The sequence below is a fragment of the Streptomyces atratus genome (genome assembly GCF_040655115.1).
Taxonomy (GTDB): domain Bacteria; phylum Actinomycetota; class Actinomycetes; order Streptomycetales; family Streptomycetaceae; genus Streptomyces; species Streptomyces atratus_D.
The window spans coordinates 53639-67926 of the sequence record NZ_JBFAJH010000010.1; the positions used below are offsets into that span (position 1 = coordinate 53639).

11 protein-coding genes and 3 pseudogenes are annotated in these 14288 nt (G+C 70.5%); 7 read left to right on the top strand and 7 right to left on the bottom strand.

The features are described 5' to 3' along the window. Positions 1 to 1054 precede the first annotated feature (1054 nt). The 3 genes and pseudogenes from AB0I23_RS14435 to AB0I23_RS14445 all read right to left on the bottom strand — a co-directional run bounded on the left by AB0I23_RS14435 (position 1055) and on the right by AB0I23_RS14445 (position 3438). Positions 1055 to 2593 (bottom strand): transposase, encoded by a 1539-nt coding sequence (locus AB0I23_RS14435; protein WP_359109521.1) that lies wholly within the window; start codon positions 2591 to 2593, stop codon positions 1055 to 1057. Positions 2594 to 2648: 55 nt separating this feature from the next. Next, positions 2649 to 2903, bottom strand: a pseudogene (locus AB0I23_RS14440) (NF041680 family putative transposase); the annotation flags it as partial. 25 nt (positions 2904 to 2928) lie between these two features. Further along, complete coding sequence (locus AB0I23_RS14445) at positions 2929 to 3438, bottom strand: hypothetical protein (protein ID WP_359109522.1); 510 nt, start codon at positions 3436 to 3438, stop codon at positions 2929 to 2931. A gap of 399 nt (positions 3439 to 3837) precedes the next feature. Here AB0I23_RS14445 and AB0I23_RS14450 point away from each other — a divergent pair, with 399 nt between their 5' ends. From AB0I23_RS14450 to AB0I23_RS14465, 4 genes are all read left to right on the top strand, one after another. Further along, the gene (locus AB0I23_RS14450; RefSeq protein ID WP_359109523.1) at positions 3838 to 4425 is read left to right on the top strand and encodes a hypothetical protein; all 588 of its coding nucleotides are present in this window, start codon (positions 3838 to 3840) and stop codon (positions 4423 to 4425) included. A 2-nt stretch (positions 4426 to 4427) separates the two neighbouring features. Continuing rightward, complete coding sequence (locus tag AB0I23_RS14455; RefSeq protein WP_359109525.1) at positions 4428 to 5714, top strand: peptidoglycan-binding domain-containing protein; 1287 nt, start codon at positions 4428 to 4430, stop codon at positions 5712 to 5714. Beyond that, a complete protein-coding gene (locus AB0I23_RS14460; protein ID WP_359109526.1) occupies positions 5711 to 6421 on the top strand; it encodes an ABC transporter ATP-binding protein in 711 nt (236 codons plus the stop codon). Before AB0I23_RS14455 ends, AB0I23_RS14460 begins: the two co-directional genes overlap by 4 nt. Positions 6422 to 6585: 164 nt before the next feature. Further along, the gene (locus AB0I23_RS14465) at positions 6586 to 7767 is read left to right on the top strand and encodes an ABC transporter permease (RefSeq protein WP_359109652.1); all 1182 of its coding nucleotides are present in this window, start codon (positions 6586 to 6588) and stop codon (positions 7765 to 7767) included. A gap of 210 nt (positions 7768 to 7977) precedes the next feature. Here AB0I23_RS14465 and AB0I23_RS14470 read toward each other — a convergent pair whose 3' ends face one another. Next, complete coding sequence (locus AB0I23_RS14470) at positions 7978 to 8343, bottom strand: SH3 domain-containing protein (protein WP_359109527.1); 366 nt, start codon at positions 8341 to 8343, stop codon at positions 7978 to 7980. A gap of 354 nt (positions 8344 to 8697) precedes the next feature. Here AB0I23_RS14470 and AB0I23_RS14475 point away from each other — a divergent pair, with 354 nt between their 5' ends. After that, positions 8698 to 10341, top strand: coding sequence for a sensor histidine kinase (locus AB0I23_RS14475; protein ID WP_359109528.1), 1644 nt, complete (start codon positions 8698 to 8700; stop codon positions 10339 to 10341). Here the strand turns inward: AB0I23_RS14475 and AB0I23_RS14480 are convergent. Beyond that, entirely contained in the window at positions 10327 to 11034 is a 708-nt protein-coding gene (locus tag AB0I23_RS14480) for a response regulator transcription factor (RefSeq protein WP_359109529.1), read from the bottom strand. The two genes, AB0I23_RS14475 and AB0I23_RS14480, sit on opposite strands and share 15 nt — an antisense overlap. A 559-nt stretch (positions 11035 to 11593) precedes the next feature. Between AB0I23_RS14480 and AB0I23_RS14485 the strand changes: the two genes are divergently transcribed. Together AB0I23_RS14485 and AB0I23_RS14490 are read left to right on the top strand one after the other, a co-directional pair. Then, positions 11594 to 12322, top strand: a complete 729-nt coding sequence (locus AB0I23_RS14485; protein WP_359109530.1) for a protein kinase domain-containing protein — start codon at positions 11594 to 11596, stop codon at positions 12320 to 12322. Between the two features lie 83 nt (positions 12323 to 12405). Beyond that, positions 12406 to 12612: pseudogene (locus AB0I23_RS14490) on the top strand (IS1096 element passenger TnpR family protein); the annotation flags it as partial. Between the two features lie 172 nt (positions 12613 to 12784). Here the strand turns inward: AB0I23_RS14490 and AB0I23_RS14495 are convergent. Beyond that, positions 12785 to 12901: pseudogene (locus AB0I23_RS14495) on the bottom strand (DNA-binding protein); the annotation flags it as partial. A 105-nt stretch (positions 12902 to 13006) separates the two neighbouring features. Then, positions 13007 to 14212 (bottom strand): vWA domain-containing protein, encoded by a 1206-nt coding sequence (locus AB0I23_RS14500; protein WP_359109531.1) that lies wholly within the window; start codon positions 14210 to 14212, stop codon positions 13007 to 13009. Positions 14213 to 14288: the final 76 nt, after the last annotated feature.

Below are 14288 nucleotides of genomic sequence, written 5' to 3' on the forward strand. Positions count from 1 at the left end.
GAACAGTCAACTCCGCCCCAGGTCAGGACGCCCCTGCCCCTCCCCGAACCCCCAAACGAACATTTGGAGAGCGTGTTGGGGGCAACCCCTCACGAGTTCGAATCTCGTATCCTCCGCAGCCGCCCACCTGGGCAAACGAAGGCTCCGACCGCATCGCGGCCGGAGCCTTCGTCATTGCGTGGTTGCAGTTTTGGTTGCAGTTCCCGGTTAGCACCCGTTGAGGACGGCCCGGCACGCTCGGCAGTACATCGCCGCGTACCGCCCGTTACCTGCGCATCGGCTGGCCGCACCCGGCGCATGGCCCCCGCTCCCACGTTGGGCATCCCAGTGCGGCGGAGGCGGCGGCCTGCTCGACTGGAGTGATCCGCATCGGGTCACGAGAGCCCTGCACGGGCATGCGGGGAAGGGTGATGCCACCGGTCGGCTGGCCGAGGTTGCGGATGGGCCGGGCGCCGCTGACGAACCACCCTTCTTCTCCTGCTCGGTAAAGGTGATCACGTCGTCGTCCTCTTCGGCCGCGGCTGGGGGAAGAGGCGTCCGTTCACCGACAATCTCCTCCCACAGCGTGCGGTCGTCTGCCGACACCCACATGTGCCGACCGGCCCGGCCGTTGCCGCGGCTGGGCACGTAGACCGGGACGCTCTCCCCCGTAGCGCTCTGCAAGACCATGTCTTCGATGTAGACCGGCTTCTTCTCAGGCACGCACAGCGCGGGCACAAACCAGTCGGCGTGAATCGCGCCACAGTGACCGCCACCCTCGCTGACGAGGCAGTGGCGGACGCTGCAGCCAGCCGCGGTCCGCGAGCTTGGTCAACTTCGCCCGCAGCGGCTCCAGTTTCCCGCGCACCGCCACCTGAAGTCCCAGCTCCTCGCCCACCGCCCTGACCTGGACCGGACCACCGGCGGCCCGAACGATCTGAAGGATCCGGCGGTAGTCACCAGGCAGCGCCTTCTCGTCCGGGCTGTCTCCACAGTGCCGGGTCCCGACCGGGATGGTTTCGGTGCGGCCGCCGGACCGGCCGGAGGCTGTCGCAGGGCTCCTGCCCGGTGAAGGTCAAGAGCGATTCTTGGGCGTGTGATTGATGAGCTTGTTGAGGTTGTGCACCGTGCCGAGGAGCTTGATCTCGGCGTCCACCGCCTGGCGGCCGCGGTAGTTGAGGTGTCGTCCGAACCGTTGGAAGATCTGGGCGAATCCCGGCTCGACCAGGGCACTGCGTTGACGGTACTGGGCCCGTCCTGTTGGAGTGGCGAGGCGGGCCGCCATGTCCTGCTGGCCGGCAGGGGCCTGCTGACGTTTCGCGGGAAAGCCTGCCTGGTCAGCATCGCTGGTGACCGAGACCAGTAGCGGGAGGTCGGCGAGGGCCTCGAAGGACGCGGCCGAAGCGTACCCGCTGTCGGCGAGCCAGAGTTGGATGTCGCCGGGGAGCCGTGCGGCCTGGTGATTGTGCTGGGTCTTCTTCACCATCGGAACGAGGGCCGTTCTGTCCGAGGGATTGTCGTGCGCTTCGATGGCCAGCAAGAATTGACGGCGGGCGCACACGATCTGGATGTTGTATCCCTGCAGGTAGCCACCGCGTTTGCCGGGAATCAGCCGGGAGTCGGGATCGCTCAGGCAGGCACGGGAATCCGGGGAGGGGGCCGGTCGGGGTGTGCGGGCCCGCTCCAGCCAGGCCCGCATCTTCACCAGTCGTATTCGCTGGCGAACGAGGACGGTCTTGTGCTCCATCGGGACCGGCGGCCGTCCGTTCGCTCCACGACGTCCTGCCGCCCGGTCCTCTTGGACGCGGAGCTCGTACTTCTTCAGCTTCTCCTGGTGAGCTTCGGTCTCAGCGGCCAGGCGCTTCTCCGCGCGGGCCACCATCCGCTCGGCGGCTTCGACCTTGATCCGGATCTCGGTAGGTGAAGGCATAGCCCGTTCATGCAGTCTGTCCCTGGCCATGTGGGCCCGGGTGAGCCGGTCGCACAGCCGGGACAGGCGAGGCCAGCTATCGCACGCGTCCTCGCCATCGCCCTGTGCTGCAGAGCCGTCGGCCTCGACGCTCAGCGCGTGGTCGACTACATCCTCCATCAGCGCGTGGATCTCTTTCTCGCACTGGGAGATGGTCCCCTCCAGGCGCTGGAGCCGCTGGTTGGCGTCGCGTGAGGCATTCGCCTCCATCGGTGAGCCGTCCACGGCCACCGCCGAAAGATCGACCAGGCCACGTCGGCCACACAGCGACAACACCTGGACGAACAGCGAGTTCAAGGCGGCACGGTGGCGTCGTACGAACCGCGCGACGGTGGAGTGGTCCACTCGGCGGTTCGCTGTGATGATTCGGCAGCCCACGTCGTCCCAGCAAGCCTGCTCGATGCGACGGGAGGAGCGCACTCCCTTGCTGTAGCAGTACAGGAGCAACGCAATCAGGCTCGCGGGAGGGTAGGCCACCCCGCCCCGCCCGTCGTCACGGTAGCTGTTCTCGAACGCCGATAGGTCAAGAACCTCGACGACGTCGAGCACCTTCCAGCACAGGTGCTCGGGCGGCAGCCACTGCCGGACATCCCGCGGCATCTCAAGATCACGTTCACGGTCGCACGACAAGAAGTTCTGCTTCACCGGCCAAGAATCCGACGCCTCCCTGATCCTCGGAACCGAACAACGAATCGCTCTTGACCTTCACGGGGCAGGAGCCGTGCGACAGCCTCGCCGCGGCCGCGCGGACGTTGCGAAACCCCCGCCGCACCCGGGCGGGCGTGAGTCGGCGGGGCCCGGTCGGTCGTTCCCAGGGCCGGCGGAGGTCCTCGGCGAGGGGTCGGGCCAGGCGGAGCTGGGTGTGGGCAGCGATGATGAGCCAGGTCCACAGGTCGGCGGTGTCCGCGTGACGGACCTTCGGGGCGGTCCAGCCGAGCGTCTGTTTCATGAGTCGATGGTCTACTGGTCGACGATCCTGCTCATGACGCGCCGTCTGGCCCGGCCACGCCCTGCGCGAGCGTGAACCGGCCCGGCGCCGGCTCGGCCAGCCAGCCGCGCGCGACCAGGCGTTTCGCCTTTGATCGCAGGGCCTCCACCCGTGCCGGCACCACCTCCATGCCGAACATGGCCGCCATCTCCTGGCAAGTCAGCGGACCTTGCCCGAGCCGGAGACGGTCCGCGAGGTCCTGCAGGATGCGCTGGTAGTCCACCGAAAGCACCGACCAGGAAAGGCCTTCACGCCACACCGGCACCTGTGACTTCGGCTTCGCCGCATCCCGCGGACCCGGGGCGTCCTCCGTGTCGGCGGTGCCGCCGCCATCCGGAGCCAGCACCGTATCGACCCGCCTGCGAGCGATCGCCCACTCCTGCCGTTCCTGCTCAGCCACGGCCAGCTCGGCCTGGATGCGGTCGGCCTCCTCACGCAGCCCGTCGACCCGACGGCGAGCGGCGAGCTCGTGCTGTTCCAGCAGTCCAACAACCGACGGCATCCGCGATCTCCGAAGGAGCGACAACACGACAGGCCACGACTCCCACGGAATCACCACCCTTATGTCTGACCAGCGAAAACGTCGTCCTCAAGTCCGGAAACAACAGCTTCTGAGACCTCACCGAGCATTCAACTCGTCGACCTGACAAGCCTCTACGGCCAGGTGTGAGCAAGCCGGCATGGCAGTCGGTACCGGAGCGAGCGGTACCGACGGTCGCGGGTATGACCGGCGCCTGGTCTCAGTTCTGGTCCCGAACGCGGCGGCGCCCGGGGATCCGGAAGAGCTGCAGTGCGCATGATCGGCTGACAGGTTCTTCAAAGGTTCTTCATCATCTCCGGCTTACGGTCGGCCTGCCCGCCGTGTCTGCGGCCGGGCCCGACAGGAGGAGCGGGGAAAGCGATGAGGACGAACTGGGTACTGCTGGCCTCGGCGGCGTCGGTCATGGTCTTCGCGCTGACCGGCTGCGGGAGCGACGACGGCGGTTCGAAGCTCCCGACGGCCGGTGGTGGCGGCTCGGCCGCATCGGCTGGTAAGACGGGCGGTCAGGGTGGCGGGAACGATGTGGCGGCGTACGTCGAGAGCCAGCGCAAGTGGGTCGCGTGCATGCGGACGAACGGGGTCGACCTCCCCGACCCGGACTCCAAGGGACAGGTCGACATGTCCGGCCAGGGCCTGGCCCTGAAGAAGGACCCGAAGTTCATGAACGCGAGCAAGAAGTGTGCCAAGTTCAACGCTACGGTCCCCCAGGACCTGGAGCCCAGCGAGCCCAAACTCACTCCCGCGCAGATGAAGAAGCAGCGGGACTATGCCGCCTGCATGCAGAAGAACGGCGCCCCCGATTTCCCGGACCCGGATCCGAACGGGAGCCGCGACGACAACTCCGGTGAACCCGGATGGGATCAGAGCTCGGCCGGCGCCCGGCGAGCCACCCGCGTCTGCGCCCCGATCATCGGTGAACCGACCAACCCGCCGGCCGGCAAGGGCTGATCATGGCCGAGACGGTGACGCACATCGATGACGCGCACGCGACGGCCCCCCTGCCGCCTCCGCCGCGCCGCCGGCACCGCCGGCGTACGGCGCTGATCGCCTCGGCCGTGGTCGGCGTGGCGGCGGTCGCCGTGGTCGGCGCACTGGGGCTCGGCGGCGGCCAGGACAAGGGCCCGAGCGCGCCGCCCCGCTCCGGTTCCGTCGTCCCGGTGACCCGGACCACACTGGCCGAACGGACCGCGGTGGATGGCAAGTTGAGCTACGGAACGGAGGTCCCGCTGCCGGTCAAGGCGACGGGTACCGTGACCTGGCTGCCCGAGCAGGGCGCGACGGTCGAGCGCGGCGGCACGCTGCTGCGCGTCGACGACCGGCCGGTCGTGCTCATGTACGGGACGCTGCCGATGTACCGGGACCTCGGCCTGACCGCCCAGGAGGGTGACCAGGGCTCGGACGCCCAGCAGCAGAAGGGCTCCGTCGACCAGCAGCAGAAGAACGCGGACGGCACGTCCCCGAGCCCCTCCGGGTCACCGGCGCCGGGGGGCGCCGGAACCGGCGGGGACACCGGCTCGACTCAGGCCCCGCGTGAGCTCAGAGGCATGGACGTCATGCAGTTCGAGTCCAACCTGGCGGCTCTGGGCTACACCGGCTTCACCGTGGACGAGAGGTTCACCGCCGCCACCGCCCAAGCGGTCAAGCGCTGGCAGAAGTCGCTCGGGCTGCCCCAGTCCGGGACTGTCGGCGTCGGGGACGTCATCTCTTCCTCCGGCAAGGTGCGGATCGGCCATGCGGGGGCACGCCTGGGCTCCGCGGCCGGCGAGAACACCCTGGCCTACACCGGTACGTCGCGGAAGGTCGTCGTGAGCGCCTCGGCCGCGGACGCCGCCTGGGCGGTGCGCGGCACGAACGTCCGGGTCAAGCTGCCCAATGGCAAGTCCGTGCAGGCCAAGGTGGCGTCGGTGGGGAAGCAGGCGAGCACGCCCGAGGGGGGTGGCAGCGAGGGCGGATCGGGAGAGGCCGACGCGACGATCCCCGTGACCATCACCGTCCAGGACCAGAAGGCCCTGGGGCGGCTGGAGAGCGGCCCTGTGACGGTCGAGTACGTGGGACGCGAGGCCAAGGACGTACTGAGCGTTCCGGTCTCCGCGCTGGTCGCCCTCGCCGAGGGCGGGTACGGCCTGGAAACCGAGGACGGCCGGTTCCTCGCCGTGAAGACGGGGCTGTTCGCGGACGGCAACGTGGAAGTGAGCGGCACAGCGATCCGCGAGGGCATGAAGGTGAGGATCGCGTGAGCGGTGTGTCCCCGGCGGTTCTGGAGTTCGACGCGGTCTGCAAGACGTATCCGGGCGGCGTTGCCGCGGTCCGCGACGTGAGTCTGCGGATCGGACGCGGGGAACTCGTCGCCGTCGTCGGCCCGTCGGGCTCAGGAAAGTCCAGCATGCTGAACCTGATGGGCAGCCTCGACCGCCCCTCCTCGGGGCGGGTGCTGGTCGACGGCCACGACGTGGCGAAGCTGTCCGACCGGGAGGTGTCCGCGCTGCGGGCCACGCGGATCGGTTTCGTCTTCCAGCAGTTCCACCTGGCGGTCGGCGTGCCCGTGCTGGACGCGGTGGCAGACGGGCTGCTCTACGCGGGCGTCCCGATGCGCCGCCGCCGGGCCAGGGCGGCCGCCGCGCTGGCCCGGGTCGGGCTCAGCCACCGTGTCCACCACCTGCCGCAGCAGCTTTCCGGAGGCGAGCGGCAGCGGGTCGCGGTCGCTCGCGCGGTGGTCGGCGAACCGTCCGTCCTGCTGGCGGACGAGCCGACCGGCAACCTCGACTCCGCGTCGGGTGCCGCCGTACTGACCCTGCTACGCGAGTTGCACGCGGTCGGCACCACGGTCGTGATCATCACCCACGACCGCGAGATCGCGGCCGAACTCCCCCGCCGTATCGAGATGCGCGACGGACGCCTGGTCGCCGACACGGCCCGCAGCACGACGATCGGGGCACCCCGGTGAAGGACCGTACGACGAACTCCTCCTGGCAGACCCCGGACTCCCGTCCCACAGCGGCTGGCTCCCTGGACGCCCGGGGTCCGGCCCCGGAGACCCCGCCGTTCCGTTCCCCGGGCCCCGAGTCCTCGGACGCCGGGGCTCCGGTCCCGGAGCGGTCACGGTCACGGCTGCGCGCCGCACGCCTCGGGCCCGCCGACGTCGTACGCCTCGGCGGCACCGGACTGCGGACCCGGCCCCTGCGGGTCTTTCTCTCCGCGCTCGGCATCGCCATCGGCGTCGCCGCCATGATCGCGGTGGTCGGCATCTCCGGCTCCGGGCAGGCCGAGGTGAACCGCCGCCTCGACGCGCTCGGCACCAACCTCCTGCGGGTCGCACCGGGCCAGAGCCTGGCCGGCGAGAAAGCCAGACTCCCCTACGAGGCCGTGCCGATGATCCGCCGGATCCCGCCCGCGCAGCAGGTCGCCGCCACCGGCGCGACCGGCGCGCACATCTACCGCAACGACCACATCGCCATCGGCCGCACCGGCTCCCTCGACGTCCTCGCGGCCGACCGGGACCTGCTCCCGGCCGTCGGCGGCAAGGTCCGCGAGGGCCGCTGGCTGGACGCGGCGACGGAGAAGTACCCGGCTGTCGTGCTCGGTGCCACGGCCGCCCAGCGGCTCGACGTGTACACCTCCGGAACCCGGGTCCTGATCGGCGGCCGCTGGTTCTCGCTGATCGGCGTCCTCGATCCCGTACCGCTCGCGCCGGAACTCGACAGCGCGGCACTGGTCGGCTGGTCGGCGGCCCGGACATACCTCCGCTTCGACGGCCACCCCTCCATGGTCTACGTCCGCACCGAGGACAGTGAGGTCGCGGCGGTACGGGCGGTGCTGCCGACCACGGCATACCCCGAGAAGCCGAGCGAGGTCCGGGTCTCGCGGCCCTCCGACGCCCTCGCGGCCCGCGAAGCCACCGAGTCGGCGCTCACCGGCCTGCTGCTGGGCCTCGGCGCAGTGGCGCTGCTGGTCGGCGGGGTCGGTGTGGGCAACACGATGGTCATCTCGGTCCTGGAGCGCCGGCCGGAGATCGGTCTGCGCCGGGCCCTGGGGGCGACCCGGGGTCAGATCCGCACGCAGTTCGTGACGGAGTCGCTGCTGCTGTCCCTCATCGGTGGGCTCGGCGGTACGGTGCTCGGAACCCTGATCACGGCGGGGTACGCCGTCGGCCGCGGCTGGCCGACGGTCGTCCCGGCCTGGGCGAGCGCGGCCGGCATCGGATCGACCCTGCTCATCGGCATGGCCGCCGGACTGTATCCGGCGGTGCGGGCCAGCAAGCTGTCGCCGACGGAGGCGCTGTCCAGCTCCTGAGCCGTACGGCCACGGGAACGCCGGCCACAGGCCCGGCCGCGGCGGGTGGGGAGAGAGGTGAGCGGGATGGGCGGGGCCACCACCGCGGGTGTGGGCGGAACGGCGGCGGGCCCGTGTCCGTTCCGGTGCCGCACGAGGCAGGGGCGGCCTCGCACGAGACCGCCCCTGGTGTGCTGTTGCTCCGGCTCGGCCGGCAGTTCCCCGGTGCTGCTAGAAGCCGCAGTAGACGTAGCTGCCGCCGTTGCTCAGCAGGTCGTCACGGACCCAGCCGTATACATCGGCGCTAGTGCCGTTCTCGTCGCGCAGGTACGTCCAGGTGTGGCCGTCGCTGCCCACGGTGTAGCAGTGGTAGTCGAGCCTGTCGTTGCTGTCGGCGAGGCCGTTGATCCCGCAGCCGGTGCTGGAGCCGCTGCGCTCGTTGGCATCGTTGGCGTAGACGCCCCAGGCCGAACCGTCCTTGTCGCTGACCGTGGTACCGCAGGACGCGTTCGCGGAGGCCGAGGTGGCGGTGACCATCGGGACGGCCAGGGCAGCCACGGCGACGGCAGGGATGATCGCTGCGAGTCGACGCTTCAAGTTGTACCCCCATGTGTCGTTTCGTTAGTAGTGCGACCCCAGTACCGGGAGGCACCGGAGCGAACGGTGCTGCCACCGCATCCATCGGGATGCGAGAGGTGTAAGTACCCTCACAGGCCGACAGTGCTGAAGTAAGCATTCCGCAGCCAACTGGCCACTTTCCTTCCATTGGGGACCAAAATTGACTTCAGGGCGGAATCGGCCATTCCTGCGGCGTACCGGCCGAATCGGCGCTCTTGCCGAGCAGGCCCCAGCCACACGCCGAAATATCCCGTCATCCCGCACTTGGGGAAACCCGACCGAAGGAGCCCCGTTGAGCGCACGCGTCCCGACAGCCAGGACAAGGGGAACGCGATGAGCTTCCGGCTGCGGGTCCTGGGCCTGCTCATGCTGGTCGCCCTGACCGCCACCGCCTCCACCGCCTGGCTCACCCTGCGTCAGGCGAACCGTCAGGTCCAGGAGACCGTCAGCGCCGGACAGCGGGAGGTCTCCCTGATCACCGGTGAACTCCGCACGTACGGATTCGCGCACGGCACCTGGGACGGGCTCGCACCGACGGTGGGCGAACTCGCCAAGGCCACCGGGCAGCGCATCCGGGTCGTGACCGAGACCGGCGCCCCGCTCGCCGACTCCGACGCCCTCGCGGGCCGCGGGCCCCGCCCACTGAGCAGCCGGCCCCCGGTACTGGTCGACGCGCGGCCCGTCCTGCGGTTCCCCGACGGGCAGACACCCCGGCTCTCGGTCAAGCTGGCGGCCACCGCGATCGCCAACTACCGCTCCTCGGCCGCGTACGCTGCCTGCCTGACCCGGGTGGGCGCCGAGGTGACCGCCCGGCAGGACGACCTGGGCATTCCCCGGATCAGCACGGATGGCCGGCCCGCGCACTGCACAGAGCCGCCCCGCGGGGCCGACCCGCACACCCCGCAGGATCTCGACGCGCTCCGCGCCTGCGACTCCGCACAGCCCCTCACCCCCTGCCTCCAGCGGGTCTTCAACGAGCGGACCGCCTCCGTCGCCCCGCCCCGCCTGGAAATCCACCTCGGCTACCGGAACGAGTCCCCGCCCAGCCTCGCCGCCGCACCCACCGTCGCCGTCGCGATCGGAGTCGCCCTCGCAACCGTCCTCGGCGCGTTGCTCCTGAGCCGGGCGGTCCTTCGCCCGGTCCGGGCCATGACGCACGCCGCCAAGGGGCTCGGTGAGGGCGATCTGGGGCGACGCGTCCCCGTCTCCGGGCGGGACGAGATCGCACAGCTCGGCCGCGCCTTCAACCGCATGGCCGACTCCATCCAGGCCGGCGAGGAGCGCCAGCGCCGCCTCACCGGGGACATCGCGCACGAGCTGCGCACCCCGCTGGCCAACCTGCGCGGCTATCTGGAAGCCCTGCGGGACGGGATCGTCGAACCGACGCCCGACCTGCTCGACTCCCTCCACGAGGAGGCGCTGCTCCAACAACGGATCGTGGACGACCTGCAGGACCTGGCCCTGGCCGAGGCCGGGGCGCTCACGTACCACCGCCGCGAGGTCGACCTGCGCGAGCTGCTCGACGCCGGCCGCACCGCCCATCGTGCCCAGGCCGAGACGGCGGGCGTCGCGGTGGAGCTGGAGGCGCCGTGCCAGGTGTACGTGACCGCCGACCCGGACCGGCTGCGCCAGGTCGTCGGCAACCTCATCGGAAACGCGCTGCACGCCACGGGGCCCGGTGGCACGGTGACCCTGGCTCTGATCCGGCGCGGCGAGCAGGCCGTCGTAGAAGTCCGGGACACCGGCAAAGGGATATCGGCACAGGACCTGCCGCACCTCTTCGACCGCTTCTGGCGGGCGGATCCGTCACGGGGGCGGGCGACCGGCGGCAGCGGGCTGGGGCTGTCCATCGCGCGTCAGATCGTCACCGACCACGACGGGGGGATCGACGTGCACAGCACGGTCGGGCTGGGTACGACGTTCACGATCACCCTGCCCGCGGCTTCGGGCCATGGCGGCAGGTCAGGAGGAGGCTGAGCCGCCACCGTCCGCGAGGCGGTAGCCCCGCCCGTAAACCGTCTCCAGATGGCGGGGCCGCCTCGGGTCCGTCTCCAGCTTCCGTCGAAGGTTCATCACGTGCGCGTCGACGGTCCGCTCCAGGACATCCCGGTCGAAACCGAAGACGCGCTCGATGATCTGCGCCCGGGTGAAGACCCGGCCCGGTTCACGGGCCAGCGTCTCCAGGACGGCGAACTCCTTCGCGGTCAGTGCCACCGGCCGCCCCGCCACCCGGACTTCGAAGCGTGCCATGTCCAGCTCCACCTCGCCCACCCGCAGCACGGCGGGCTCCACCGCGCTGCCGCCCCTCTTGGACCTGCGCAGCAACGCCCGTACCCGTGCGGTCAGTTCGCGCGGACTGTACGGCTTGGTGAGGTAGTCATCGGCGCCGAGGTCGAGGCCGAGAAGCATGTCCTCCTCGGTCGAGCGCGCGGTGAGCAGCAGAATCGGAACATCCGATTCGGTACGTAGGATGCGGCACACATCCAGTCCGTCGACCAGGGGCAGCATCACATCGAGAACGATAAGATCCGGCTGCACCGAACGGGCCCGTTCCAGCGCCGCACGGCCGTCGGCCACGACCTGCACCGCGTGGCTTTCGCGCTCCAGATAGATCCGGATCAGTCGAGACTGCTTTTCGTCATCTTCCGCGACCAGAATTCGAGCGTTCAACAACTCTCCCCCAGCAAGGCCCGCACACTCCAGTACCGTAATACAGGAATGGACGAGGATCCGGGCCCGCAGGCGAGTTCCGCATCCGGCGTGGGGCCGGAGACCTCAACTGGCGGCTGTGCGCGGCGACTTCTACAGCCCCGGTGACCGTGAACGCCTCGGCGGCGGAAGGGACGTCCACGGCAATGCCGTCACGAGCCGACCCCGGCGCCGGTCGTCACCAGCAGGGGTGAATCGCAGTGAACGCACCTACGTCAGCCGCTTGGGCGTCCGGCGGGACCGTCGACGGTCGGTATCGGGTGATCGGTGAGCTCGGCCGGGGCGGGATGGGCATCGTGCATCGGGTCCGGCATCTCGCCTGGGGCATCGACATGGCGGTGAAGAGCTCGCGGCCCGAGCTGTTCCGCCGCCCCGGCGATCAGGAGTTGTTCGTCAGGGAAGCCGAGGCGCGGGTGCCCCTCGGGCTGCATCCGAACGTCTGCGCCTGCCACTACGTGCGGGTGATCGATGGTGTCCCCCGCGTGTTCGCCGAGTACGTCGAGGGCGGCAGACTCGCCGAGTGGATCGGCGAGGGCCAGCTCTATGCCGGGACGCTCGGCAGGTCCTCGCCCGCGTACTCGAAACGGCGGTCCAAGCGGCCCGCGGGCTTGAGCACGCCCATCGCAGAGATCTGGTGCACCAGGACGTGAAGCCGGCCAACGTGCTGCTCGACGGCGCGGGCGCCGCGAAGATCACCGACTTCGGCCTCGCCCGGTCCAAGGCCGCCGTGGCCCCGGCGTGCCTCGAAACGGCGCCGGGGGTCAGCGTGTTGGTGCCGTCGGGCGGCATGACGGTCGCCTACGCCTCCCCGGAGCAGCGTGCGCACACGCCGACATGCGCGCGGTCCAGGGGCCCATACGGTGAGAGGGCAATCCGCCGACGCACTGGGAACGAGCTTGCGGCGCGGTTCGGCGGCGGTCAGGACGTTCGCCGAGCGCTGGCCCTTGATCTCCTCGACGCGGGAGAAATCGTCCAGGAGGCTGTTGTTCAGCCAGCGTTGCCACAGCTGAGGAATGGTCAGGTGCGGTGGCCGGGTCAGCGCGGCCCGTCCGCGCGTGGTCAGCACACCGTCGGCGCACCCGGCTTCGCTTGCAGCGGCTGCACGCGAACACTGCCCCGGTGCCACTCAGTGACCTGTACGAGGTGGTGTGGCAGGCGGTCAGCCCGCTGTACGTGCTCGACAACCTGTCCCCCGACCGTCTGGGGCATCTGCGCACCGTCAACGACCACGACGTCCAACGGGTCCTGAAGGCCCTGGTCTCCCTGGGCGCTGTCCATCTCACCGATGAATGCGCCGGGTTGACGGCGGACGGCCGTACCGAGACGGCCCGGATGCGCGGCGAGCCCGAGCCCGGCGACGCGGTGTTGCGGATCCTCGTCGAGCTCGCCGACGTGGACGACCCCCGGGTCTGGCGGCAGTTGCTGGTGCCCGCCGCGATCCGCCTGGACCGGCTTCATTCCGTGATCCAGGCCGCGATGGGCCGGCAGAACTGCCATATGCACGCGTTCACCATCTACGGCGTCCAGTACGGCCGTTCCGGCGGTGAAATCGGATTCCGCGACGAGCGCACCGCCACACTGGCCGCCCTGCTCAAACCGGGCGCCACTTCGTGTGCACGTACGACTTCGGGGACTCCACCGGCCCCGCCGCGCTCGGACAAGGACATACCGGCCGACCTTCAGCCCCCGGCGTTCGGGTCCTGGGCGTCGACTACACGGCGACCAGGCGCACTCTGTCGCCGCAGAGCTTCGTCATGTCGTCGATGTCCGAGGTGAGCATGACGACCGGGCGGCGCTGACGCAGCGCCGTCTCGGCCACGGCAGCGTCGGCCTCAGGAGTCTCCGAGGATCGAGCTGACAAGGATCGGCCAATGAGCAGTCAGGTGCCCGCACGAACAGCATCCCGGTCGTGGTGGCGCGCCACTGCGCTTTCTCAGCTGATGGTGACGACGCGGGCCCAGTGCGGCGGGGTGTCCGGGACGTAGTCGGGGTTTTCCTCGTCCACTGCGCTCACTGGGCGGGGGAAGAGACCGACGACGGTGCGGCAGGGTGGCTGTGTGGAGGGCCAGGGCGTCTGACCATCCGTCAGAGCGACGATCACGTCCGGGCGGGGCCGGGAGCGGAGCGCCCGGGCGAAACCGGAGCGCAGATCTGTTCCCCCGCCGCCGACCAGCTCGATGTTCTCGGCGCGGCAGAGCGGGACGGCGACCCCGGCCGCCGCGTCGCAGGAGATCACCGACACCAGGTCGCGCCGCCCGCCCACCGCTCGCGAGATCGCCGCCACCTCCAGCAGCGCGCTGCCCAACTCGGCGTCGCTCACCGACCCTGAGGTGTCGATCACGACGCAGACCCGGGGCGGCATACGGCGCAGGCTCGGCAGCAGCACCCCGGGAACAGCGGCCGATCGGCGGGACGGACGCCGGTAGCTGTGGTCCTCGCCCACTCCCGACGCACCCGCCGCGGAGCGGACCGCCGCCCCCAGCAACTGCCGCCACGGCTGCGGTGGATGGAACGCCTCGTCCGCCCACCGGCGCCATCCCTCCGGAGCGTCGCCCGGCCGGCCCTTGATCCCCTCGGCGACCCGGAAGCGGACCGCGTCCCGCTGCTGCCTGCTCAGCCCGTGTGCCCCGTCGGGCCCCAGCTCCCACGGCCGGTCCTGCCCGTCGGCACCACTGCCGCAGTCCAGCCAGGCCAGGTCCGCGCCGAGCCCGGACATCGATGCCGTCCGCAGGTACTCCTCCATCAGCAGCCCGTCGGGCAGCCGCAGCAGCGACGGCAGCACCGCCCCGGCAGGCAGGGGCAGACCGTCACCGTAGATGTCGTCGTTGATCTCGAAGTCGGCGGCGATGTTCCGCCGCAGCCGCTCGCCGGGCCCGTGCTCCTCGCGCCCCCGCGCATACCGCTCGCTGCGCCCGTGGTGGTCTCGGAGCAGGTGGGAGACCTCGTGCACCCAGACGCCCGCCAGCTCCTCCGCCGGTGTGCGCGCCACGAAGCCGGGGGAGACGTAGCAGCGCCAGTGCGCGTCCACCGCCATCGTCGGCACTGAACGGTCCTCCACCACGTGCAGCGCGAAGAGTGCGCCGGCCAGGTAGGGACGGACCTTCACCGCATGCAGCCGGGCGGCCAGCAACTTCTCCATGTCCAGAGAGAGTCCGGGCGGGCCGTACGGCGCGCCGGAGCCGGCCGGCGGCGTCGGAACAGTGGCCCGCACCGGG

Excerpts from the sequence above, each read along its gene's own strand:
- AB0I23_RS14500 (WP_359109531.1), bottom strand. The coding sequence starts at position 14,212 with ATGGAGAAGTTGCTGGCCGCCCGGCTGCATGCGGTGAAGGTCCGTCCC.
- AB0I23_RS14445 (WP_359109522.1), bottom strand. The coding sequence starts at position 3,438 with ATGCCGTCGGTTGTTGGACTGCTGGAACAGCACGAGCTCGCCGCTCGC.
- AB0I23_RS14450 (WP_359109523.1), top strand. The coding sequence starts at position 3,838 with ATGAGGACGAACTGGGTACTGCTGGCCTCGGCGGCGTCGGTCATGGTC.
- AB0I23_RS14455 (WP_359109525.1), top strand. The coding sequence starts at position 4,428 with ATGGCCGAGACGGTGACGCACATCGATGACGCGCACGCGACGGCCCCC.
- AB0I23_RS14475 (WP_359109528.1), top strand. The coding sequence starts at position 8,698 with ATGAGCTTCCGGCTGCGGGTCCTGGGCCTGCTCATGCTGGTCGCCCTG.